At 39.6% G+C, this 24830-nt stretch carries 22 protein-coding genes; 10 read left to right on the forward strand and 12 right to left on the reverse strand.

Features of this window, described 5'->3' with window-relative positions; translation table 11 throughout:
• Positions 1–57: 57 nt before the first annotated feature.
• The 3 genes from ACL8WY_RS04260 to ACL8WY_RS04270 form a co-directional block, all read right to left on the reverse strand.
• A complete protein-coding gene (locus ACL8WY_RS04260) occupies positions 58–3357 on the reverse strand; it encodes a CARDB domain-containing protein (protein ID WP_436517181.1) in 3300 nt (1099 codons plus the stop codon).
• 20 nt (positions 3358–3377) lie between these two features.
• Positions 3378–3722 (reverse strand): hypothetical protein, encoded by a 345-nt coding sequence (locus ACL8WY_RS04265; protein WP_436517182.1) that lies wholly within the window; start codon positions 3720–3722, stop codon positions 3378–3380.
• Between the two features lie 61 nt (positions 3723–3783).
• Entirely contained in the window at positions 3784–5346 is a 1563-nt protein-coding gene (locus ACL8WY_RS04270) for an NAD(P)/FAD-dependent oxidoreductase (protein ID WP_436517183.1), read from the reverse strand.
• Between the two features lie 56 nt (positions 5347–5402).
• On the opposite strand from ACL8WY_RS04270, the gene ACL8WY_RS04275 reads away from it, so the two are divergent.
• The 5 genes from ACL8WY_RS04275 to ACL8WY_RS04295 all read left to right on the forward strand — a co-directional run bounded on the left by ACL8WY_RS04275 (position 5403) and on the right by ACL8WY_RS04295 (position 8049).
• Positions 5403–5762, forward strand: coding sequence for a cupin domain-containing protein (locus tag ACL8WY_RS04275; RefSeq protein WP_436517184.1), 360 nt, complete (start codon positions 5403–5405; stop codon positions 5760–5762).
• 62 nt (positions 5763–5824) lie between these two features.
• On the forward strand, positions 5825–6334 hold the full coding sequence (locus tag ACL8WY_RS04280) for an RNA polymerase sigma factor (protein WP_436517185.1): 510 nt from the start codon (positions 5825–5827) through the stop codon (positions 6332–6334).
• Positions 6324–6893 (forward strand): hypothetical protein, encoded by a 570-nt coding sequence (locus tag ACL8WY_RS04285; protein WP_436517186.1) that lies wholly within the window; start codon positions 6324–6326, stop codon positions 6891–6893. The genes ACL8WY_RS04280 and ACL8WY_RS04285 overlap by 11 nt, the downstream gene beginning before the upstream one ends.
• 58 nt (positions 6894–6951) lie before the next feature.
• Positions 6952–7449, forward strand: coding sequence for a GNAT family N-acetyltransferase (locus ACL8WY_RS04290; protein WP_436517187.1), 498 nt, complete (start codon positions 6952–6954; stop codon positions 7447–7449).
• A 171-nt stretch (positions 7450–7620) separates the two neighbouring features.
• Positions 7621–8049 (forward strand): hypothetical protein, encoded by a 429-nt coding sequence (locus ACL8WY_RS04295; protein ID WP_436517188.1) that lies wholly within the window; start codon positions 7621–7623, stop codon positions 8047–8049.
• 52 nt (positions 8050–8101) lie between these two features.
• Here the strand turns inward: ACL8WY_RS04295 and sppA are convergent, their stop codons facing one another.
• A complete protein-coding gene (sppA, locus tag ACL8WY_RS04300) occupies positions 8102–9835 on the reverse strand; it encodes a signal peptide peptidase SppA (protein WP_436517189.1) in 1734 nt (577 codons plus the stop codon).
• Positions 9836–9919: 84 nt separating this feature from the next.
• Here sppA and folK point away from each other — a divergent pair, with 84 nt between their 5' ends.
• Genes folK through ACL8WY_RS04325 form a run of 5 tightly spaced genes read left to right on the forward strand, consistent with a single transcriptional unit; the run spans position 9920 to position 15920 of the window.
• Positions 9920–10411: a 2-amino-4-hydroxy-6-hydroxymethyldihydropteridine diphosphokinase gene (gene folK / locus ACL8WY_RS04305; protein ID WP_436517190.1), complete on the forward strand. Its 492-nt coding sequence runs from the start codon at positions 9920–9922 to the stop codon at positions 10409–10411.
• A gap of 1 nt (position 10412) precedes the next feature.
• Positions 10413–11159 (forward strand): sulfite exporter TauE/SafE family protein, encoded by a 747-nt coding sequence (locus ACL8WY_RS04310; protein WP_436517191.1) that lies wholly within the window; start codon positions 10413–10415, stop codon positions 11157–11159.
• A 9-nt stretch (positions 11160–11168) separates the two neighbouring features.
• Entirely contained in the window at positions 11169–12662 is a 1494-nt protein-coding gene (locus tag ACL8WY_RS04315; RefSeq protein WP_436517192.1) for a hypothetical protein, read from the forward strand.
• Positions 12659–15094 (forward strand): YfhO family protein, encoded by a 2436-nt coding sequence (locus ACL8WY_RS04320; protein WP_436517193.1) that lies wholly within the window; start codon positions 12659–12661, stop codon positions 15092–15094. Before ACL8WY_RS04315 ends, ACL8WY_RS04320 begins: the two co-directional genes overlap by 4 nt.
• Positions 15081–15920, forward strand: coding sequence for a sulfotransferase domain-containing protein (locus ACL8WY_RS04325; protein ID WP_436517194.1), 840 nt, complete (start codon positions 15081–15083; stop codon positions 15918–15920). Before ACL8WY_RS04320 ends, ACL8WY_RS04325 begins: the two co-directional genes overlap by 14 nt.
• Here the strand turns inward: ACL8WY_RS04325 and ACL8WY_RS04330 are convergent.
• Genes ACL8WY_RS04330 through ACL8WY_RS04365 form a run of 8 tightly spaced genes read right to left on the reverse strand, consistent with a single transcriptional unit; the run spans position 15901 to position 24801 of the window.
• A complete protein-coding gene (locus tag ACL8WY_RS04330) occupies positions 15901–17094 on the reverse strand; it encodes a TDP-N-acetylfucosamine:lipid II N-acetylfucosaminyltransferase (protein WP_436517195.1) in 1194 nt (397 codons plus the stop codon). The two genes, ACL8WY_RS04325 and ACL8WY_RS04330, sit on opposite strands and share 20 nt — an antisense overlap.
• Positions 17091–18209 carry a dTDP-4-amino-4,6-dideoxygalactose transaminase gene (gene rffA, locus ACL8WY_RS04335; protein WP_436517196.1) on the reverse strand — a complete coding sequence of 373 codons (1119 nt, stop codon included), beginning with the start codon at positions 18207–18209 and terminating at the stop codon, positions 17091–17093. The genes ACL8WY_RS04330 and rffA overlap by 4 nt, the downstream gene beginning before the upstream one ends.
• On the reverse strand, positions 18206–18814 hold the full coding sequence (locus tag ACL8WY_RS04340; RefSeq protein WP_436517197.1) for a NeuD/PglB/VioB family sugar acetyltransferase: 609 nt from the start codon (positions 18812–18814) through the stop codon (positions 18206–18208). The genes rffA and ACL8WY_RS04340 overlap by 4 nt, the downstream gene beginning before the upstream one ends.
• Complete coding sequence (locus ACL8WY_RS04345) at positions 18811–19449, reverse strand: HAD family hydrolase (protein ID WP_436517198.1); 639 nt, start codon at positions 19447–19449, stop codon at positions 18811–18813. Before ACL8WY_RS04345 ends, ACL8WY_RS04340 begins: the two co-directional genes overlap by 4 nt.
• Positions 19446–20420 (reverse strand): ATP-grasp domain-containing protein, encoded by a 975-nt coding sequence (locus ACL8WY_RS04350; RefSeq protein ID WP_436517199.1) that lies wholly within the window; start codon positions 20418–20420, stop codon positions 19446–19448. Before ACL8WY_RS04350 ends, ACL8WY_RS04345 begins: the two co-directional genes overlap by 4 nt.
• Complete coding sequence (locus ACL8WY_RS04355) at positions 20413–22320, reverse strand: DCC1-like thiol-disulfide oxidoreductase family protein (RefSeq protein ID WP_436517200.1); 1908 nt, start codon at positions 22318–22320, stop codon at positions 20413–20415. The genes ACL8WY_RS04350 and ACL8WY_RS04355 overlap by 8 nt, the downstream gene beginning before the upstream one ends.
• On the reverse strand, positions 22320–23123 hold the full coding sequence (locus ACL8WY_RS04360; protein WP_436517201.1) for a class I SAM-dependent methyltransferase: 804 nt from the start codon (positions 23121–23123) through the stop codon (positions 22320–22322). The genes ACL8WY_RS04355 and ACL8WY_RS04360 overlap by 1 nt, the downstream gene beginning before the upstream one ends.
• A gap of 37 nt (positions 23124–23160) precedes the next feature.
• Entirely contained in the window at positions 23161–24801 is a 1641-nt protein-coding gene (locus ACL8WY_RS04365; RefSeq protein ID WP_436517202.1) for a cadherin domain-containing protein, read from the reverse strand.
• Between the last annotated feature and the right edge of the window lie 29 nt (positions 24802–24830).

The raw sequence follows: 24830 nt of genomic DNA on the forward strand, positions 1-24830 counted from the left end.
TAGTCTAATTAATCGTGTAACTATAGGGTGATCTGCATGCAGATCACCCTTTTTGTTTTATTGCTTGAGGATTTTAATCAACCTATCAGATTCAGCATTTACCAACTTTAGGAAGTAAATCCCATTTGGGTAGGCATACAATGAAACCGTGCCTTCAAAAGCTTGATCGTATCTACTAAATCGATGGCTCTGAATGATCCTTCCGTTCAAATCAATAACCTGAACTTGCAAAAATCCTTTAATGTAATCATGGCCCGGCACAGTTACTTTAAAAACTCCTTTTGTCGGATTTGGAGCAACCGTAATGGATTGATCAATCGACGTACCTAAAACAAAGTCAACATTAAAGCTTACAGATTCTTCACAGTTGCCACTATTTGAAACCACAAGAACTTCGTAGGTGCCAGACTCTACTCCGGTAAAAATATTGGATGATTGAAAGTTGTCACCACCATCAATGCTGTATTCATAGCTATCTCCACCAGATGCGATGATTTCAAGGTCACCTATTCCATCACCAGTTACTTCCTGATTAACTGCAATTGTCAAATCACAATCAAATGCCAGTGTGACAGTTTCCTCAACAACACAATTTCCATCCTGTGCAAGCACATATATGTCATACGTACCAATTGCAAGTTCATCGAATACAGGAGATTCTTGGAAGGTCTCTCCATCATCAATACTGTATTCATATCCGTAACTGCCGGATGCATCAATAATAATAGAACCCAATTCACCAGTACTGGCATTTATAACATCCGTCTCAATAGCTAGGTTACACTCTGTGCCAATGCAAAAGGCGGTACTCTCAAACTCACCAAATTGTCCATTTCCGGCAAAAATTGTATTTCCATTTGCGTCGGCAATTGAATAAGAACCTGAACCGAAACCACAGCAAATGCCATCATCAAAAGCATCATAGATCACAAATTCATAGCAAGCATCGGGATCAACACATATATATTCCGTTACAGTCGATTCTACGTCCTCCGGGTATGGACCTCCACTTACAATAACATTTCCTTCTCCATCAAGCATTTCCCAGGTAGTCTCTTCCGGGTACTCATCTGTATTGAGCGTGAAAACAATTTGATCCAGGCTGGAATCAAGGTTGACCACCAGGTCGGATCCATTATTACCAGGAACTTCGTCAGCAACTTCATTCGGACTTACCAGGACAATTGAAATATCATTATTACCCTCAGAAAGGTCAGAAACTTCAATTTCTACGATCTCTTCCTCACCTGTTTCGAGTGAGCCTGTCCAATTGATAGTTTCTTCTAATGAAGCGTTGAGATAAACCTCAATGTCCACGGACTCTAATGTATTTCCGCCTTCATTGGTAATTGTTACTGCTGCAGTTATAACATTATTACATGTAGTACCTATAGCAGACGAAGAAATACTTGCGTCATTCTCAGCAATCTTCTTCAAATTTTTGGTTAGCGAATTATTTCCCGGAAGTTCATCCCCAGTGAGATCAACTTCCACTGAAATTTCATAATCTCCCAGAGCTGAAAGGTCTACGGTAGTCCCAAAGTCATGCGCTAAACTGGCTCCCGCAGCTAGAGAAGGTGTATGTGTATAGGTCTCGATTACAACATCATCCAAGCTCAGTATTATATCAAAATTTGAAGCAGCTTGAGTCCCGATGTTTTCGACTGTGACACTGACTGTCTCGGTAGCAGTGAGTGTGGTTGATGTGTTAGGTTCATCAATGGAATTGACTGTAAGATCATTAGCATTGGCTTCCAGTTGGAAGGCTACTATTCTGGTCTTTGATCCGCCTGAAGCAGCGTATTCTGAAGTATACCAAAAAGTTCTCTCGTTTTGAGGGTCAACTGCCATTTGAGCATAATCACCGAAACGATCGCCACCTACTGATCCAGTTCCATCGACTACTCCATACTCGGTAACTGTCATTGTTCCCAGTGGATCCTCGGCATACCTTCCGGTATATTTAATTCCTACGAATTCTGATGAACTGGTTGTATTGTAGGCAAGTCCGATATTCCCATCTTTATCTAAGGAGATTGAAGGCATGAACCTATGCAGGCCATCATCTGGAGCATAAGTTCCTTCTTGATAAAGTTCCCAATCGCCAGTAGTTCTACGTAATTCCATCCATCTTATTCCTGCTAAATTATCTCCATCTGTTACATCTGTAATAAAGCTAAGTACAATGGATTCATGTGTTTCGAAATTACGATAGTGTGGTAGATTCATGATTACTTCAGGAATTGCATCAATTCCCTGAGAGGAACCTTTTTGAGAAAGGCAAGAGAAATCTTGTCCATTCGCATTATCGCAAGGATATCCATCGAATGCAGTGGTTTCTATTGTTGTTTTCGTTACCGTGGTTTCATTTTCGAAATCTACATCGAAGATGAAAACCTCGACAGCATCATTGGCGACTTCACCCCATGAGGAGTCATTTATTTTTATCGCGATTGGCTTATTATCCTCTGGTGCAACATCTCCAATCCAGCTTACTGGTGTGGTGACGTAAAACCCTGCTTCTGTGCTCGAATTTCCAGCGATTTCTACACGCTGTGCCGCCACTTCGCTATCTCCAGCAATAAATGCCGCACGATCGAAAAAATACTGATGCAAGCTGCCAGGACCCAATTCATTGGTTGTTACCATATATGTATCACTCCAAATTGCCCACTTCGGATAATCAGGAAAATTTGGCGGTGAATAAGAGTAGGCATTGTAGCTACCAAGTGGATCGCTGGTATCTGAAATTGCAAATAGTAGGTTCGCTGTGCCATTCGGAGAAGTGAATTCTGTAATGATCCAGCGATTATATTCATGATCAAATAGTATAATTGGATCTCCTGCGGATACTTCATTAATTGAAGACCAAAGCGTATTAGCCGCAAATTGGTCTACAAGGCTTCCATCGTCTTTATCATAGACAGCTATATCTGTTGCATTAATTGCTTGAACGTAATAATCTAATCCTACATCACCGGTTGGATCATTTGGCGAGCCGAATGAGCTTGCCAAACCATCAATATTGACGGATGGGGTGATTGCTGTTGCTCTACCATTTGGAGTATTGTTGAATTGACGGATAGGATCAATTCCTTGATGTTCCAACTCTGGAAGTATGGCATTACTTCCTTTTCTGCCGATGAAGTTTGTCGGTGCAGCTGTTACTCTTGCCTTTGCTTTGGATTTCTTATCTCTATCGGTAACAGAAAGTCTAATAAGCTCTTTGAGGGGTTTAGTTTTGCCCAAATGAATGGCCTTAAAACTGCTTACATTAACCTCGAGTTCCTTCCTGTTTTGGCTGAAACCAGAAATACTGGATAGCAAAACAGTCAGGATTAATAATTTACTTCTCATAATTTTTGATTTAGGGGATTCTAATTTTTTGATTTTTTTATTGGCATGGATTGATCATTTCCATCCAAATATGTCTCCAGCACGCTTTCATCTTCTTTGAGTTTGTCTAATAATTTAAGCGCTACGCTTTCATTACCCGCAACTTTTACCATCCATTGGTTTTGAGATCTACTGATTCGCTTCATGCTTTCCACTTGAGTAGATTTTACTGATTCCAAATCAGCCGGAGAAAGACCATCTGCGAGTAGTAGGATGATTGGAGTTGTTGCTTGATCGCTGTAGTCATCTGCTTGCCCAACATTAGCAGATTTGCACTGAGTGAGTAACAATACGATGGTTCCTAAAAGAATGAATTTTACTCGCATATCATGAATTTTAGCTATTCAAAAGTACTCTTTACAATTTGAATTTTTATAAATATTGGATTTAATGCGTTGTGTACATTTTAATTATCTGGTCCATGCATCGTTCTCCATCCATTGCTGCGGACACAATTCCTCCTGCATACCCAGCCCCTTCTGCACAAGGAAATAATCTCTTTACTTCAACATGTTCGCATGTATCTCTGTCTCTGGGAATACGAACAGGAGAAGAGGTTCTACTTTCAACTCCAACAATTTGGGCTTCATTTGTTAAGTAACCTTTCATTTTTTGTCCAAAAAATTGGAAGCCCTGACGCAATCGCTTCCCAACGAATTGCGGTAAAACTTCCATCATGTCGGTGGATTCCAGCCCTGGCTGATAAGATGTTTCTAATAGGCCAGATGAAACCGTCCCATTCACGAAATCTATCATTCTCTGCGCAGGAGCAACCTGAGTGCTGCCTCCGATTTTCCACGCCCTTTTTTCAATATCTGCCTGAAACTCCATGGCTGCTAGTTCATCAAATTTTTGATATTCTGGAATGTCTTCCAATTCAATTGCAGCGACCATACCTGAATTGGCATATTTGCTATCTCGTCTGGAAGGACTCATCCCATTGACTACCAATTCTCCTGGTGAGGTAGCGGCTGGTACAATAAACCCACCTGGGCACATGCAGAACGAAAATACACCTCGTTCTTTTCCTTTGAGCGTAGTTTGAGAAACTAATGAATAGGCCGAAGCAGGTAAATAATCTCCCCGATCTTCACACTTGTATTGAATTTGATCGATCAGCTGCTGCTGATGCTCAATTCTCACTCCTAGTGCAAATGGCTTGGCTTCTATTTTCACCTGTTTGGTTTTACACAATCGAAAGATATCTCGTGCCGAATGGCCCGTTGCTAATAATACAGCTACTCCTCGGTGTTCCTCTACCTCAGAAGTCACTCCTTTTATTTCCCCATTCTCTATGAGGAAGTCCGTTACCTTGGTGTTAAAATGCACTTCTCCGCCTGCATTTTCAATAGTTTCCCTCAATTTGGTCACCAGTTTGGGAAGTTTGTTTGTTCCAATATGAGGATGAGCTTCAAACAAAATATCTGAGGTTGCGCCATGAGCTACGAGGATTTCAAATACTCGCCGGATGCTTCCACGTTTTTTTGAACGTGTATAGAGCTTACCATCTGAATAGGTACCAGCTCCACCCTCACCAAAACAATAATTACTTTCCGGATTTACAATATGCTCCTTATTAATTGCTGCCAGATCTCTTCTGCGTGAGCGAACATCTTTCCCTCGCTCCAATATAATCGGCTTTAAGCCACCTTCTATAGCCTTTATTGCAGCAAATAATCCTGCCGGGCCAGCACCAACAATGATTACCGGATCTGCATTCCTTACATTGTATTCTTTGTGGAAATACTCTACGTATTCAACTTGAGGTGGTGTATCACGAACTTCCACGCGCAGGTTGACTTTGATGGTCTTCTGCCTTGCGTCGACTGATCTTCGCAAAATATCAACATATTGACCTTGATTTAGATGATCTTTTTGTTTCAGATAAACTTCTAATGCTTCCGGGCTAAATCCCACTTCGGGACTTACTATAAGGTCATGAATTGGCATACCGCAAAAGTAGTCTGCGCTGTACTCAGACAACAGTAGAGATGTATCTTTATGTTATGAATATCCAAGATCATCTATCAAAAGTTAGCGAATACTTCTCCCCAAAAGTGATTGGAGAGGTCAACGATGTTTTTGTAAAAGTGGCCAAAATCAAAGGAGAAGACATTCCGTGGCACAACCATGCAAATGAGGATGAAGCTTTCTTTATTCTGGATGGCGAACTACTCTTCGAGGAAGAGGGAAAAGAGCCATTCATGATGAAAAAGGGAGATTTTTATGTGGTGAAAAAATCTGTGAATCATCGGGTTTCTTCATCAGATGAATGCAAGATCATGCTGATAGAAAACAAATCCACAGCACATACAGGCGAGGTGGATTCACCTATTACAAAGAGCTTAAAAGACCAGCTTGGTTAATTTTTTTCTGTTTTTTGTAAGAAATATTCTATCCTCCGGACTAGTGGGGTAACAATTCGAAAATGAAAGAAAGCGAACAGCGCAAAATCTTCGACGAATGGCTGGATGGTTACCGGGCGTTACTCTTTAAGATCATTAAAGCGTATGCATATACTGAAGCTGATCAGAATGATCTTTTTCAAAATATCTGCTTACAGATGTATCGATCCATACCAAATTTCAAGGGTTCATCAGCTGTTTCTACCTGGCTATACCGAATTGCGTTGAATACGGCAATAAAGTGGAGCACCAAGGAAAAGAAACACGTGGCTGGTCATCTGGAAGTTGAGAAAATGACCAATGTGCTGGCTGCCAATGAGGAACCTCAAGATGAGCGTATAGCCTGGCTATACAATGAAATCAAGCAATTCAATGAGATTGACCGTTCGCTTACGCTTCTACTTCTCGATGGATACAGCTACAAGGAAATGGCCGAAATGATGGGTATTTCTGAAAGCAACATCGGCGTGAAAATTCATCGGATCAAAAAGCAATTAGTAACTAACTCTAAACAATACGAATATGGAGTTTGATGAAATGCAAAAAATTTGGAACGAACAAAAAGGAGAAACTATGTACGCGATTAATGAAACTGCCCTTCACAAAAGCATCACAAGAAAAAAGAATGCTGCAAGCAAACGAATTGATATGGTAGAAAACTGGATTAGCTTAATCAATGGAACCGTAGCAGTATTTCTATTCATCGATGCACTCGACGATCCTCACTATTGGGATTTTGTGGGATCTGCGATGATGCTTGCTACGGTTATCTATATTCAAATATCGAGGTATAAACGACTGAAGGCTGAAAATATGTTTGATCGGAGCATGTTTGGAGAACTGGATCACGCTATTGCCAACACAAATTCTATTATCCACATTTCGAGGATGATGGTAATAGGGTATTTAGTTCCGTTTTCTTTTTTCTATATTCTTAAAATGATTGTTATTGAGGCTTCCTTAGAAAAATGGCTCCTTGTTACCGGTATGTACATATTGTCATTTGTCCTTATCTATTGGGAGCGAAAAAAAATGCATATACCTAGAAAAGAAAATCTGGAGGTATTGAAAAAGAAATTGATGGAAGAGTAATTAGTGGTCTTAATACTTATTTGGTACTATACCAAAAGGATAGCTAAAACAAGAGCTGATGTCTGAAATCGTCATTAAAGAGATTCCACCAAATTTTGAATCCCAATACAAAAAACTTGTTCTGCAAGCACTCATTGATGACCATGAATGCTTTCGTATTTCACCTGACGATGATCTAGACATTCCACTTTTAACTTTAGATGATAATTGCTTCACGCTCGGGGCCTTCCTTGAAGCTAAATTAATCGGAGTGGTCACTTTCAAAAGAGAAGGAACCAATTGGGAAAAGCTAAGACATAAAGGTTTACTATCCCGAATGATTGTCTCACCTAAAAATCGAGGCAAAGGCATTGGCAAGCTTTTGATCCAGGAATTAATTCGTAAGGCGCGTAAGATTGAGGGCATTGAGCAAATCAATCTGACTGTGATTCCAACTAATGAAAAAGCTAAATCACTTTATGAGCAATTTGGATTCCAGACTTTTGCCTCTGAACAAAACGCTATCAAATGGAAAGGCAGGTATTTCACCGAAGATCAGATGGTCTTGAAACTGTAATTTCAGAGATTTTCAGTCCTTCGACCAACAGGCTTATCATTTCTATCAATATCGATTTTCTCTATTCAAACTACAGCAAAAGCTACTTTTTGAACTACTGAAATGCAGTACTCATGTCAGTAATGGCATGATGCTTGAATATTTCTTCTCCGAACCAAACACTTATCAATTATGAAAAGAAGTGTACAAATTTTCGGAATAGCAGTAGTTATGTTGTTCGCCTTTACAAATGTTGAAGCTTGCAATAATCACAAAAAGTATAAACAGCGAACACATAAAAAGCACATTAAGAAAGGCCCGCCAATCTGGGCCCAAGCGCACGGCTACAAGACCAAGTCGATTCATCGATTTACTTATTTCCCGGCGCATAATATCTACTATGATCAGCGACGGCAAGTCTTCGTCTACTTCGATACTGGTGTTTGGAGTTTTGGAACACAGCTTCCACTCCGAATGCGGAGAGTGGATCTTAGGAGATCTTACAGTGTGGATCTGAATCTGCTATCGGATAATCCTGTCGCTGATAACGCATACCATATGAAGCGGTACCGTAGGTATGGCAAGAAAAGATACTATGCCGATAGGTATGAACTACGATAGTTTTGAGGTTTGATTTGGGTATAAAAAAAGCGGCAGTAGCCGCTTTTTTTTGTTAATGTACTTCCAGATTTCCCGGCAGTCTTGCCTGCATTCCTTTCAGATCGTTAAGAGATTTGGCCTGCTTAAGTATCGGATCCGCATCCACGCCAAATAGCGTGAGCTGAACCTTAGCATTCATTTTTTCAAGGATCTCTTCGATAAATGGCTTTTGCTTTGGATAATAAGCCACCATATAGTCGTCTTCAATACCGGCAGCCTTTGCAGCTAGATCTATAGCGTCATTGAAGCTTCCGAGTTGATCAACTAAGCCATTATTCAAAGCTTGTTCTCCGCTCCAAACTCGACCACTAGCTATTTTCTTTAGTTCTTCCTGAGACATTCCTCTAGCATCCGCAGCCTTTTGCGTAAACACTTCATATCCTTCATTTACTCCACGTTGTATGATTGCGCGTTCCGCATCTCTAAGTGGTCGTGTTACAGTATATATATCTGAATATTCCCCTGTCTTTACCACGTCATGAGTAATTCCAATCTTGTTTTCAAGGAATTCACCAAAATTGAACCACATCCCGAAGATTCCTATAGAGCCTGTGATGGTGTTTGGCTGTGCAATGATCGTATCGGCAGGCATGGCTATGTAGTAACCACCAGAAGCTGCTGCTCCGCCCATTGATGCGATAATTGGTTTCCTACCTTTTGTGAGCATTAACTCTCTCCAGATCATATCTGAAGCAGTCATACTTCCTCCTCCGGAATTGACGCGCATCACAATAGCCTTCACTTTATCATTATTTCTGGCCTTTCTGATTTCCTCGGCAAATGTTGCTCCTACAATACCTTCGTCACCGCCCATTACAATATCTCCTTCTGCCACAATTACAGCTATTCTGTTGCTAGAATAATTACTTTCAGTAGCTATGGCTTGAATGTATTTACTCATCTTCATGGTTCGGAGGTCTTTATCCTCATCGAGACCAAGTTTCTCCTTCATTACACTCTTGAGCTCATCTTCATATCCTACTTTATGAATCAAGCCTACATCCTCCGCATCTTTCGGCAGGCTCACTTTCATCTGGCTAGATATTTCTTCCAGCTTGTTCACTGGGATTTTAATCGAATTAGAAACGTTGGATAAATAAATGCTGTACATCGAGTTTAGCAGCTCGGTATACTGAAGTTTGTTTTCTTTACTTAAATCCTTTCTTATATACGGCTCAACGTAACTTTTAAAGTCTCCTACTCTAAATACTTCCGGCTTAATGTCCAGCTTGTCAAACATGCCTTTGAAGAAAGTAATGTTTGCATCTAATCCATTGAATTCTATCGCTCCGGTTGGGTTGATAAATAAGCTGTCTGCAACGGAAGCAACATAATAATCAGACTCGCTGATATACTCGCCGTAAGCATATATAAACTTGCCTGATTCTTTAAAATCTAAAAGTGCATCTCTAATTTCCTGAAGTCCGGCATAGCTACCTGCCAGATACATCGGCTCAATGTAGATTCCTTGAATTCGATCGTCAGTCTTTGCGCGATTTATTGCAGCGATAATATCCAGCAAACTTTGCGGAGTAGGTCCATCTGCAAAAGCATTCAAGAAAGGATCTTCTACAGCTTTTTCGAGCAAAATACCTGACATGGGGAAGTAAAGCACCGAATTGGATTTGACTGTCGGTACTTCATCAGAAGAGGCAGATGCCACAACTCCCACGAGCATAAAAAAGCCGAGGAAGGTAAAAATGATCAGGCCGAGAATAGTGGCTAAAAGATTTCTTAAGAATGCCATGTATTTTGTTTTGGTACGTTTTAGTTTGTCTTTGAAACCTGCAAAAGTAAGACGAGGTTTGCAAAGTTTGGATTAAGAAAGTGTATGAACGGAATTTACATCCTGTTGGGTAGCAATATGGGCAATCGGTTGGAATACCTTCGAGAAGCTGAAAGGCTTTTAATAAAGAAAGAAATTCAAGTGATTGATGAATCTTCTATATATGAAACTGAACCTTGGGGTAAAAAGGCGCAAGATTGGTTTCTAAATGTCACCCTTCAAATAAACACAGCTAAGGAACCATCTCAACTTATGGAGGCACTGCTGGATGTGGAGCAACAGCTTGGAAGAATCAGAAAAGAAAAATGGGGCGAACGCTGCATTGACATTGATCTGCTTTACTATCACAACCAAATTCTTGATAGGGAAAGCCTGACACTACCACACCCCGGCATCCCTGACAGAAGATTTACACTGATACTACTTGCAGAGATGTGTCCATTAGAAACAGATCCGCTTTCAGGAAAAACACAAATGCAGTTATTAGCTGATTGTAAGGATACGTTAGATTGCAAGCTCACAGATTACAAGCTTTGATATGTCTTTATTAGAAGGACTTCTTTTAATTGCAGCAGGCGTATTCGCTGGGTTTGTAAACAGCATAGCCGGAGGTGGATCATTGCTGATAATGCCATTGTTAATCTTTATGGGATTGCCATCAGCTGAGGCGAATGGCACCAATCGTGTGGCCATATTTATTCAAAATATTTTCTCTGTGGCAGGATATCGCAGCAAGGGGGTTTATGTTTTTCCATTTGCGATCTATGTGGCTATTCCGGCCATTATTGGCGCTATCATCGGCTCCAATATTGCAGTTGATATTAGTGATCAATTATTCAATCGCATACTGGCTATTGTAATGTTGGTGGTAATGGCAATATCTGTTTTTCGTCCGGCCATTAAAATCAACCCTGAAGAGTTGCTTTCAAGCGGTAAAATTTGGACTAGCATCGTCGTTTTTTTCTTCTTAGGTATATACGGTGGTTTCATTCAAGCGGGAATTGGTTTCCTGATTATCGCCACGCTCACAGGGATTCATGGGTTCAATATGGCTAAAACCAACAGCATAAAAGTATTTGTGATACTATGTTACACTTTAGCTGCTGTGGCCGTGTTTTACCTTGAAGGTAAAATTCAATGGGAATATGGATTGGTGCTTGCGTTAGGCAATTCTGTTGGTGCCTGGGTAGGTAGTCGATGGTCTGTTGGTAAAAGTGATCGCGTGATTCGAATGATTCTATTGGTGATGGTAGTTGCCCTTTCTATTAAATTGTGGTTTTTCTAATTCAATCTAGTGGGAGTCGTTATAAAACAGAGTTTTTGGAGCACAGTAATCGCCTATTTAGGTGTGCTGGTAGGGTTTGCCAACACGCTTTACCTAAGGCCAGAATACTTCGATTTGGATGAGATTGGATTGTTTGGAATCATTACAGCAAATGCGATGATGATTTCTCCATTCACCACATTTGGGATGGCAAGTTCATATCTGAAGTTCTTCCCTCTATTTCAAGAAAAAGACAGAAATAGTGTTTTCACCTTTCAGGCGCTAATAGTACTTGCAGGATGTGTCATAGCTATTTTCATTGGTTATTCTTTGAGAAATTTAATTGCACATCGCTACATCGAATCTGCTCCTCAGTATGTCAACTATCTTTCCATCACAGCCATCATTATTGTAGTTAACAGCTTTTTCGAGATGCTCTTCAGTTTTAGCAGAACGAACCTAAAAGTCCTTTTTCCTTCTTTAATCCGAGATATAATTCTAAGAATTGGATCGATAGTTTTGGTTGTCGGGTATGCATTGCAATGGTTTAGTTTTGAATGGGCTGTAAGAGGCCTGGCTATCAATTATTCATTGGCATTGATTTTACTTTTTGCTAAACTGATGATTTTCAATGGATTTAGATTCAGCTTCGACTTCTCTATGATTTCCAAAGACTGGAAAAAGAAACTCCTCCAGTTTTCTGCATACTCAATGCTATTGGCAGGGAGTTTTGCAGTAATGAATAATGCAACGTACGATTTGGTCACCTCCATCTTGGGAGCAACTGCTAATGGCATTTTTGTCACATGCTTCTTCATTGGAACAATCGTAGAAATGCCAAGAAGGAGTATGGCAAAAGTCATGTCACCAATTATTTCAAAAGAGATTGAAAACAAGAATATGAGAGAGGTGGAGAAACTCTACAAGCGTAGTTCAATTACCATGTCAGTCATAGGGTTTCTGATTTTTATTGGAATCATAACCAACTTGAACGACCTATTTCTGTTTATACCCAAAGGAGAAGCATTCAGAGCTGGTTTATATGTAGTCGTTTTGGTCTGTACTGCCAAGCTCGCAGTTATGATCTCAAGTTTTCCCGGTGAAATAATTAACTACTCTCACCTCTATAAATACAACTTGGTTTTTCAAATGGGAACAGCCATTTTATTGGTTCTGCTAAACTATTTTTTGATTCCCATTTGGGGACTGGAAGGTGCAGGTTTAAGTTATTTTCTAGCAATTGTGATTCATATAATTGTCAAGATTATTTATGTGAAATACCACTTCGGCATTCAACCTTTTCTGAAATCGCACCTTAAATTGTTTTTTATAGGCATACTAATATTTACCCTAGCCTATTACTTTACCTTGGGTTTTCATCCGATCTTTACTATTGCCATTCGTTCAATCCTAACTGCTATTTTGTTTATCGTCTTGATATATCTGTTCAAAATATCTTCAGACATAAATAAAATCATTCATTCTACCTTTGAGCGATTCTTAAAAATTAACCTTCCGAAATGAACTCGAACCTGAAGAAAAATATTCTTACGCACGGATTAATTATCCTTGGATTTCTTTTTATCACTCTCTTGGTTCATTATCCGACCTTTATTGCCGGTGAGCAAATAAATCAACATGATATTTTGCAAGGAGTGGGAGGCAACAATCAGCTTCAATTGCATCGTGCCGGGACTGGTGAAGAAGCACTCTGGAATCCCTACATGTTTAGTGGAATGCCTGCTTATCTCACAGGCGCACAATATTCAGGAGATCTTATCTCTTACGTTTACAGGGGTATGAGGCTTGGAATGAAACATCCTCAAGGCATTCTGTTTGTTGCTTTTGTTAGCTTTTACATCTTACTTCTTAGCTTCAAAGTGAGACCACTAATAGCAGCCGCGGGTGCCATCGCATTTGGGCTGAATGGATTTAATATGATCGGTATAATGGCCGGGCATAATGCAAAAATTGCCGCAGTAGCACTTATGCCAATGGTATTGGCCGGAATCCATCTGGCCTTTTCAGGCAAACGATGGCTTGGGTTTGGTCTTACTGCTCTGGCTTTAGGACTTCAGATTCGAACAAATCACCCGCAGATCACCTACTATCTGGCCATCATTGTGGCTGCATATGGCATCAATGCTTTGATTCAAGTTTTTAAGACTAAGGACTTTAAGCCCTTTGGTATAAATGCCGCACTTATGATATTAGCTGCTGTTTTGGCCGTTGGAGCCAATTATGGAAGACTTGCTACCACACTCGAGTATAGCAAGTATACCATTCGAGGTGAGTCGGAGCTTCTCGCAGCAAAGAAAGCTTCATCAGGGCTGGATAAAGATTATGCTTTTAGATATAGTAACGGTATTGCCGAGCCTCTATTCCTGTTTGTTCCAAACATATTCGGAGGATCTTCTCAGCAAGAACTCTCAACAAAATCTGCAGTTGCTGAAGCACTGGGCAATGCCGGATACAATCGATCTCAAATTGCAAATCAGATAAAGACCGTGCCAACCTACTGGGGAGATCAACCTCTAACCGCTCCCTATTACGCCGGAACCTTAACGGTTATTCTATTCATTTTAGGCATTCTGATTTTACCAAAAAGACATAAAGTATGGCTCATATCGCTGGTGATACTCGGCATCATGATGAGCTGGGGTAAAAACTTCGAAGGATTCAACAATTTATTGTTTGACTATCTGCCGGGATACAACAAATTTCGCTCGGTGACTTTCACCATTATCATCACCATATTCGCAATGAATCTCCTCGGTTTCGTTGCTTTAGAAAAGCTAGTAACTGCTGAATGGAATCAGGAACTGAAAAAGAAGATATTTATCTTATTTGGTATCGGTGGTGGATTTTTAATTGTCCTAATGCTTTTTTCCAGTGCGCTGGGATTCCGGGGATCAATTGATTCTCAGTTACCTGAATGGTTCTTAGATGCTGTACGTGATGATCGCAAGTCCTTGCTGATAAGAGACAGTATGCGCGCGCTCATGTTCGTAGTGGCATTCGCAATTGTAATTTGGGCTCTTTTTAAGAAGAGAGTAAAGACCAGCCAGGTAATGATTGGTTTAGCTTTTCTGATATTCGTAGACAGCTTTTCGTTAACCAAGCGATTTCTTGGAGCTCAAAAATTTGAGAGAGATCCAACCGCTTCATTCTTTCAAATGACAGATGCAGATAAAGCCATTGCTTCGCAGGCGCTCTCCGGTGAACGTGTATTAAATCTCCAAAATCCGTTTAACGAAAACCGGACATCTTATTTTCATGAATCTATCGGAGGCTACCATGGTGCGAAAATCAGACGATACAATGATCTGATTGAATATTGTCTTCAACCTGAGCTTCAATCGGCCTTTCAAACCTTGCAAAGTCAATCCATGAATTTTTCTGGATTACCTGTGCTAAATATGCTCAATACAAAGTTTATGTACGCAGGAACTCAAGCCAACGCAGTATTCCCCAATCGTTATGCAAATGGAAATGCGTGGACTGTGAATCGTGTAATTCCTGTGAATTCTCCTGACGAGGAGATTGGTCAGGTTTGTTCCATCGACTCGAAGAATGAAGCACTAATTGATCAAAGTAAATTTGAAATGCCTCAGATATCAGGAGCCGGTACGATCGTACTTACTGAGAAAAGTCCAAATTTGGTGAAGTACTCTGCCGAAATTAATGGTGGAACTGCGCTCGGTATTTTCTCTGAGATCTACTACCCTGAAGGTTGGAGAGCTACCATCGATGGAAATGAAACAGAAATACTTCGTGCTAATTACGTGCTAAGAGCTCTGGCCATCCCATCGGGGAGTCATGAGGTGATTTTCGAGTTTAAGCCGAAAACATATTATGTAGGAAACACCATCATGCTCATAAGCTCTATTCTGGTGATACTAGCATTCATGGGTGGTGTTGGTGTTGAATTACGGTCAGGAAATGGCACTGCCTAATTTCATCATTGCCGGTCCTCCAAAAACCGGGACCACTTCACTATTTGATTGGCTAGCGGGGCATCCTGATGTTTTACCTTCCAAAGTGAAGGAAACATATTATTTCTATGAGGATGCGAATAAGCAGAGTCCATATCCGAATTTTAATAAAGATGGGTGGAAGAAATATGAAGAATATTTTTCCGGCCATAGTTTAGAAAAAGTCTTAATGGAAGCGTCCCCGGGATATATTTATTCTTCACTTGCTGCCAAAAACCTTAGCACGCTCAATGATTTGAAAGTGATCATCGTTTATCGGCCAGCTGCCGACCGATTGTTTTCCGAATATCAATTCAATCGATTCAAAACAAAGAAATTTAAAGGATCCTTTGAAGAGTATCTGGAGTACGATGGAACCAATTTTTTAAGTCAGTCCGTTCGAGAATCTGTTTTAACTCCATTTGTAAACTTATGGTTGAATCATGTTAAGGAGGATCAATTTCGAATCATTACTTTCGAAGAATTAAAGTCTTCGCCAATCAAAGTTTTAAAGAAACTAGCGACTTTTTTAGCGATCGATTCGGACTATTTTGAAACCTCCTCACTCAACAAAAAGAATGAAACTTTTGGTCTGCGAAATCGGAAGCTTCATGAAATAGCATTGACGATAAAAAGTTGGACACCTAAAGCGTTTCAAAACCTCCTAACCCCTATTTACTACTCTTTCAATAAGACTAGTGTGCCGAAAAAAAGTCAAGATGAAATAGCTCTAAAAAAGCGACTTAGCGAGCATCTAGCGAATGAAGAGCACACATTTAGAGAGAACTTTAACCACTTGTTTCTTTAGCCAATTGCATAATACCTGTTGCAGATTCGATGATCTTTTCTTGAGAAAACTCTTTTCTTAGTACCTGCCTGTTCTCATCAGCCATAACTTCCGATAGAGGTTGCAACTTTTTAGTTTCATTTAATTTATTAGTCGAAAACACATTGCAGCCAATCCGTTTCAAATAGCTATAAATGGTATTATTAGGCTTCAGATATACCTTAACACCGAGATAAATTAAGGCGAGAATATTGTTAAAAGCTTGTTGCCGGTTGTGATACATAATGGCAAAAGAGCAAGAACGCAATATCCTGGTATATTCATTCAGTGGCATCAATTCAACTAAAGGCTTAAAAGATTCTCCCAGGCTCTTCTTACCATCTTCAATCACCCAATCACGATATTTCCCAAGATCTTTACCATAGCTAAGTGGGCATATTACTTCCTGTCCTTCGTCTATCTCCAATTGTCGGATGACCTCAATAGCATCTACATGATTGTTTTCCATGGTGCAGGAATTACCCAACAAAATATGATTTCCTGAACACGGTTCAGCATCGATTGAACCAATGAGTCGTTCTAAACTTATGAATCTTGCATCTGTCCAATTCATTTGAAATGGATATTTACTATGCAGTAATTCATAATCCTCCTTCAGGAAGGTTCCGCAATAGTTTACACGTGTAAAAAGTGCCTCTCTAACCTGATTGGAGTCCTTAGATATCTTACTTTTTCTCAGCGTTTCGAAGAGAAGGCTGGTAATAAATGGAATACTGAGTGCAGATTTTATCCCTAAATCCGCCTTCATCTTATCAAGTTTTGAAACGGTACTTTGATCTTTTAATCTTCTGGAAGTGTATTTGTCATATAAATCTTCACTCATCTTTGGCAGACTATATCCATCTCCTCCCCAAAAAATCCATACTACAGTCGTATTTTCTGGAATAATGGAAAGTAACTCGAACCAACGAATATCCATGAAGTGTACAACTATCATAGCAGGACTGAGCTTTGTCAACTGTCTTTTAGCTTGGCTCCATCCGAAGACATACATTCCTACATGTTCCTGCTTTGTAACAAACCTTAATTTCTGTCCTGGATAGCGCATTCCTATCAGATGGTAATTCTCTTTTGATCCAAACACATCAATGGTATAGTTTGCAAACCTTGAGTCCGTATGCAGGTGAAGAATCACTTGTAAAATTTTTTTATAGCAGTAATGACAACCTCCTGATCTGCCCCTAATTCATAATAAAACGGAAGTCTTGCAAGATTTTCTGCATATCGATCACAATTTGGCAGTTCGCCGCCCTGATACTTTTTCCGGTAAAACGAGCTCTTATGCAGTGATAGGTAATGAAAGACCGGATGTGCTCCTGACTTCCGAATGTGATTAATGAGTCGATCTCTTTCATCGGGAGCCTCACACACCAAATAGAACATGTGTGCATTATTGGTGGCATAATCAGGAATAAAGGGTAAATATCCTCCTCGTGAATCCAGAAAATCCAACGACTCGCGATATCGATCCCAAATGCTCAATCGCATTTTTTGAATAACATCCAAACTCTCTAACTGAGCATACAAGAAGGCCGCCGTAATTTCTGAAGGCAAAAAAGATGAACCTACATCGACCCAACCATATTTATCAACCTCACCCCGAAAAAAAGAAGCCCTATTTGTACCTTTTTCCCATAAAATCTCAGCCCTTTTTTCAAAATTTTCATCATTTATCACCAGCATGCCACCCTCTCCGGAGATGATGTTTTTTGTTTCATGAAATGAAAATGCTGCCAGATGACCAATACTGCCAAGGTATTTATCCTTGTGCTTGCTGTCAATACTTTGCGCTGCATCCTCCACCACATAGATATTGTGCTCATTGGCTATGTCCATGATTGCATCCATGTCACATGCTACTCCTGCATAGTGTACCACTACGATTGCTTTGGTCTTCGCGGTGATTAAAGACCTAATGCTTTCTACAGATATATTGGGATTTGAGTCGCTACTATCCGCAAACTGAATGGAAGCACCTCTCAAGACAAAAGCGTTGGCGGATGAGACAAACGTGTAGCTGGGAATGATCACCTCATCTCCTGGCTGAATATCTAATAAAAGAGCTGCCATTTCCAAAGCATCGGTGCAGGATGTTGTGAGGAGGCACTTGCGAAAGTTGAATCTCTCTTCGAAAAACTGGTGACACTTCTTTGTGAATTCGCCATTCCCCGAAATTTTACCAGTCTTCACAGCTTCTTGGATGTAAGCTGTTTCGTTACCAGTTAAATATGGTTTATTGAATGGAATCATAATTTCTTAAATGTGGCAGGAATCCCGACATATAGCCCGGCTTTTTCAAGCATATCAGTAACGACTGCACCAGCGCCAGTTCTTACTCCGGAAGAAACTCGAATATTATCTATCACCTTGGTGCCGGTACCTAGATTTACTTTTTGCTCTATTGTCACAAAGCCTGAGATCACTACTCCCGGTGACAACATTGAATGGCTTTCGATAGTGGAATCATGCGCAATGACACATCCTGCATTCAATGAAACGTTATCACCAATCACCACATTCATATCTAACACGCATCCCGGATATATAAATGTTCCTGCACCAATCTGACATGATGGATCAATATAGGCTGATGGATTAATCACCGTACCAAATGGAATCGTTTTTGAAAGCTCGTCATACAATCTGCTACGCACATCCATATGTTTATAGCCAATGCCTATCATTAACTCATCAAAGGTTTTATTCTCAAATGCAGTTTTCACATCCTCAATTTTACCCAGAACCTCATTTGAATAATCATCGAAAAATCCAACAACTTCATAACCGCATTTTGAAGCATGATAGGCTATCTGCTGCCCCAGATCTCCGGCACCGATGATGGCTAGCTTTTTCATAGAAGTGAAGTTAGTTCGTTCATTGATTTAATCTTCTTTCCCTCATAGGTTGAGTAAAAGTTATTTCGATCTAACAATACTGCCTCTATTCCCATTTCTTTTGCTGGGACAATATCAAGATGCATAGAATCTCCAACAAACATGATTTCACTTGCCTGATATCCAGAAGTATCAATCATTTGGCTAAAAAATTCCGGTTGAGGTTTCTTAACTCCCAACTCTTCAGAAATTAATATCCATTTAAAATCATAGGAAAAATAGTGCTTGAGTTTCTCTTGAAGGGATTTATCCCAATTTGAGGCAATTCCAATCGGTAGAGATAATTGTTCAATAATGTCCAAGTCATCAAACTTGTGCCACTCCAACCCACGACTTACCTCATAGATGTTTTGAACCAATAAAGGACTTGTCTCAACCTGAAGTGCTTGACACAGTTTGGCATTAAATCCATTGTAGAATTCTTGCGTAGTTTCATCGGGAAACACCACTTCCTCAGTTAATTGCTGATGAATAGCTTGAATTTGTTCCCGAACAAAGCTGTAACCAAATTTCTGAAACGCTTCCTGAATATTCGCCATCAAGTCTGGCTTATGCAAAAGGGTGTTAGCTACATCAAAAAAAATGGCTTTGATCATCTGAGCTCGAAGTTGTCCTTGTCGTTTTTTATTTCACTCAAAGCAATATCTGAATATATGATATCATCAATCACTCTTAAAGCACATCCCGATGTGACTGTATGCGCTTCAGGCTTCTGATTAAACAACCACTCTTGCACGGTAAACTTCACATCGGGAAACCCAAAATGTGGTCTAAGTGAATTTGTTCCTGATATTCTGCTGTTGATTTCAAAAGGAATTATTCCCTTTGCTGTCACTTTGGATTGTATGTTGATGGAGCCCACACAGTCAAAACTCTCAATAAACTTATCAATGATTTTTTGAAGCTCCTCTTCGTACTCAAATGTCACTTCTGCTTTTGAGGTGTTCCCAGAGTCAAGCTCTCGAACGAAAGTAATTTGACCTTTAACTGCTCTGTTTTTTGTGACGTAAAATGTGGTTGTAATTTCCGGTCCCTCTAATAGTTCCTGAACGATAAACGTATCGTCAAACCCGGAGGGATTTTCCGGATTAACGTAAATATCTCTAGATCCACGGCCAGTCCTTGGCTTTAAAATGGTCTTGCTAAATTGTCCTTTGTATTGACTTGGCAGAAAGGACTTTGCAAAAGGAATATTGGACGTTTCCAGCGCCTCGCTTGTCTTCCATTTATCAAGACTTAGTCCGGTTACACTCGGATCTGAAATGGCTAGCTCGACATTTTCTGGGAGTAAATCTCGCTGCGTGCCCAAGTGATAGGATTCTAAATCTGTAGAGGGAATAATAAGGTCTACATTTTCCTTTTCAACTATCCGAACAATCCGTTCCATATAGCTCGCGTCATCTCCTAAAGGCACTTTGTATACCTCCGTGCACAAGTGATTTCCTGCTGACACGGATAAAGTGTTGGTACCAATTAGGCGTATTTCCGAATATTCTCTTTTTATATTCTTCAGAATACCTTGGCCAACGACACCTCCAATACCGGTAACTAATATGGTTTTACTCATCAAACTTTATCGTTTCGATTGGCGGAAAAGTAGATATAAATTTATCACCTTCCCAATAGCCATTGCCTACCATTTTCCAATTCTTACCCTTTTGATTTCGCAGAAAATTTTTTTCCCACTTTCTGGGAATCTCCAATGGTCTGGCGTAGATATTGAAGCTGAGTTCATAAACATTGTATCCGTTGATTCCAGCCCAAAAAGTTGAAAAATCTCTAATTCCTTGAGTGAGAGCTTCTGAATTTACCTCATTATCTACTACTCTGAAGGTCCATTTTACCCAATTGAACGAATAATCGTACCAACCAGCCGTTCCGTCTTTATTGATGATAGGTAGCCATTGGCGAGATCCATCCGGCATGACTGCTTCCACACCGATGATATGGTTGTAATCATAAAAGTGCCCATCCATAAATACGCCATGTCTTGTGATTCCAAAGAGTATTTTACTTACGCCCCACACTTTCTTGGAGTACGTTGAAAAGGTTTTTTGAACCGGTGTTTCATACACTCCTGTTTGCTTTAGCAAATCATTGAATAGCTTGGAATGAGTGGTCACGTTTATTTGAAACAAAACAAGCAATATCAACAGTGAACCCCATCCGAATACCTTGAGTTGTCTCAGTGTCACTGTTTCCAGAATCTTAATGTCAGTCTCTTTGGAAGGGACACTCGGCGGAATGTAGCCGCAGTTTTCATCTGTGCAATGGGTAGTAGACCTCTGGCTCGCAATAATTGAATAAACCCATTTTGCAAGGTGGTAAATACCCGGAATTGAAATCACTAAATACCCAATCCATAGGAGTGGGATTCGCTGCATTACCTTTAAATATGTATCTACCCCTTTGACAACTTTACCTCCAGCATTAACTCCATGCATGGTTTGGTACATTTCAGATTTTTCAATCCCTTCGATCTGATTTGAATCCGATGATCCAATTTCTTTCCACTCAATTTTATTCAAGTAGTCAAAATGATTTACCGTAATCCTGGTCCTATTACACAAAGGACAGTGCTCGTCATAATAAACTGTCAATGAGGACTTTGATGCATGGATTTTTCGCTCCATCCATTTCCAGAAAGAATGAGGTATCATAAGCAGGTATATGGCCAGCACACACATACCAAACCATGGAATCGGGAAAATAATGATGATTCCTAAATGCAATCCTGTCCCAACTATTAATAATGGAATGCGAAAGCGTTTAATGAAAAAAGTAAACAGGAAGATTAGCTCAAACACAATAGTGAGATAACCTAGTCCAATGGTTAGCCACTTAATATTCAGGATGGGCGTTGCATCGAAATGTGTGGCCATTGGAAGGGAAGCTGGTAGCCACATTCCCAGACCGTGCATCCAATTGTAAGATGCCAGCTTAAAAAAAATGGAGTCAAAGTAGACAAATCCAACGCCTACCGCTATCAAAACAAAATAGTGCCATGCTCCAACAGTTGAATCCGGATTAGCGGTAAACTTAGCTGAAGAAAACTTCAGCTTTCTTCTCAATCGATCAATGGAATGATTCTTTGAAATATCAACGAACAGAAAAAGGAAGTTTACACCCATGTAAGTATAGAAAACATGGTACTCATAGGTTGAAATAGTGCCAATAAAGACCAGAGAAAGTACATAATTTACCAGAGCTGCCTGTCTCGTATAAAAACCAAAAAGAATGAACAAGACAGATACCATCCAAACGATCAGTCCGGGCAGCACATTGATTTCTGCTGGCACCAGAAATGGAATCTTATCATAGATTAAATGACGGAAATAAACGATTTGGCTTATTTCCATCAACAAAATTAGACAATAGGCTATTCTGAAAAGAGCTAAACCTGTGGCATCAACTTGCTTAGAAAGCAAGCCATCAATCCAAGAGAAATAGTTTTTGATTAGCTTCATTAATTAACCTTTCTACCTTTTATTTTGACATCAAATAATTTGTTCGGTTGCGTCTCAAATCCGGCTTTGCTCGTTTTCAATTCTTTCTTTGTGTAGATCGCACACATGGTATTAGATACCCGATATATATGATCAAATTGTTCCTTTGAGCATGCATCATGAATTGCAGCTATGGATTCGTACCTTAAATCTTGCATGCCAAAACCGCAATCATGCCAGATAATTACTGAATTATCATCCTTAAGTAACTTCAATGCAGTCACTGTGTCCGCTCTAACCCCTTTGTATGAATGATCGCCATCAATGAAAATGACATCAAACTTGCTATTTAATTGATCAAAATCATAAGTTTGAGAATTGGCTTCAATGTGAGTTACGTTTGGCAAATCTTTAGATAAATAGTTTAGTGCTTCTACATCGCTACTACTTAGGCCGATCTTCATCATTTCTTCTTTAGAAAGCGAAACAGAAGTGCAGTGATCTACCACTGAAGCAACATTTAGTATACTTTCACCTCTCCATGATCCGATTTCAAGGTAGTTGCACTTTGCATATTGCCGGCAAATAGCCTTTAAGAAAGCAATATCCATAGTTCTTGAAGTTCCATCCAGGTAAGTATAACTATTCACCTCTTCGTCTATCTGATCTACCACATCCAAAACGTCAGCATTTTTAATGCTATTTCCTTTGAACTGACTTGCCCTATAAGCCTCTTTCGTATGTCGAAGTAGTGCCTTCAACATACCTCGAGGTTCGCTAATGAGTAGTTTTAAAAATGGTCCTACCGCCTGTTTGGGATTCATGTATTTAATTAGGTTTAGTGGTTTTGCAGATAGCCTATTACTGATTGTCTTTTACATATAATAACTCAATTTCAGATGAAGAAAGAGCTCTACTATAAATTCTCAGCTCGTCTATAGCCCCGTCAAAATAACCTTGTGTTATATTGTTTTGATAGATGTACCCTAAGCTAGCATTATCTATTTGAGGGTAGTCATCAAACCAGCCTCCCTCGTTACTCTCTGATCCCAGAGGATTAGATATTATCAATTCGCCATTTATATAAATCTTGGCTCCTGCACCATCTTGTATGCACGCAACATGAGTCCAGACATCATTCTCAAAGTATTCATCATCAGTATACCTATCAAATAAAAGAGAGCCATTATCCTGCGCTAAAAATCTCAATCTTGACTGTCCCACTCTTATTGCCAACCACCTATTCATATCAGTATCTCCAAATGAAATTACATATTTTCCAAATTCAGCATTCGCATTTTCTGGTTTAATCCAAAAGACAATTGATCCAGTGGAGTTTGTTACTACATCATTTATTAAGGGATCTATATCAATATAGTCATCGATTCCATCAAAACTATATGCCGAATTGCTACAGCCATTCCTATCGGTAGTTAAGGTAGCGCCATTGACCACTCCATTATTGCTGCTGATTCTATCATCAGCACTACCATCGAAAGGGTAGTACGCGATTAATCCACTGCCGAAATCCTCTTCCGTGACATTGATCGTAACTGTCGAATTAACATTAAAATCCTGATCCGAAATAGTGACATCAAGTGTATAAATATCTTCATAGACCAATGCACAACCAGCCAATACCAATACTTCTCCATCTTCATTGATTTCAAAGGCATCATCATCATTTCCGGTTATGATAGAAAAATCATATGTCGCGTTCACATCGACATCTTCTATGGAAATTTTGCCTACAAGTGTTTCATTGGGGCTTTTCTCTATAACTGTAAATGCTGGATCATCAACCGTGTGAATCTCATTTACATCATTTAATTGAATTTTTGCAATGGCTTCAACTACTATTCCTTGATTTACCACGGTACTTATACCTAATGTAAATGATGGGTTGGTCTCAAAATCTAAACCATCGGAATTATTAACTTGAAGCTCTCCCTCTGAGCTAATTACAAATGAATCGTCTGTATTGCCGGAAATAATCGAGAATACAATATTGTCACTATCCTCTGGGTCTTGATAGGACATGGTTCCAACTATTGATCCATTGGCAAGGTTTTCATCAATTACAAATTCTTCATCACTTACCGTATGAACCTCATCTGTATCCAATACAGTCACGGTTATTACTGCAGTAGCTTTAGCTCCAAAATCATCTTCTACCTCAATGGCCAATTCAAATTCTTGATTTGTTTCAAAGTCTAAAGCTTCAGAATTATCAACTGTTAACGTGCCATCTGAATCAAGAGAAAAAGCATTATCTCTATTGCCAGCTAGTATTCTAAATGTAAGTTCATGTTCCGAGTCTTCATCCGTTCCAATCACTGTAGCGACAATGGTTCCAGAAGGTGCATTTTCTTCTACTGAAAAAGATTGATCTTCAATAACAGGTATTGAATTTGATGATGCATCGTCTTCTGCACATGAAATAGAGATACCTATTGCTATCAAAAGAAATCCGAAAAACAAGTTTTTTATTGTGGGGAACATATATAAGAGGTTATTATTTACTAAAATTA

It is taken from the genome of Ekhidna algicida (assembly GCF_051379705.1).
Classification (GTDB): Bacteria; Bacteroidota; Bacteroidia; order Cytophagales; family Cyclobacteriaceae; genus Ekhidna.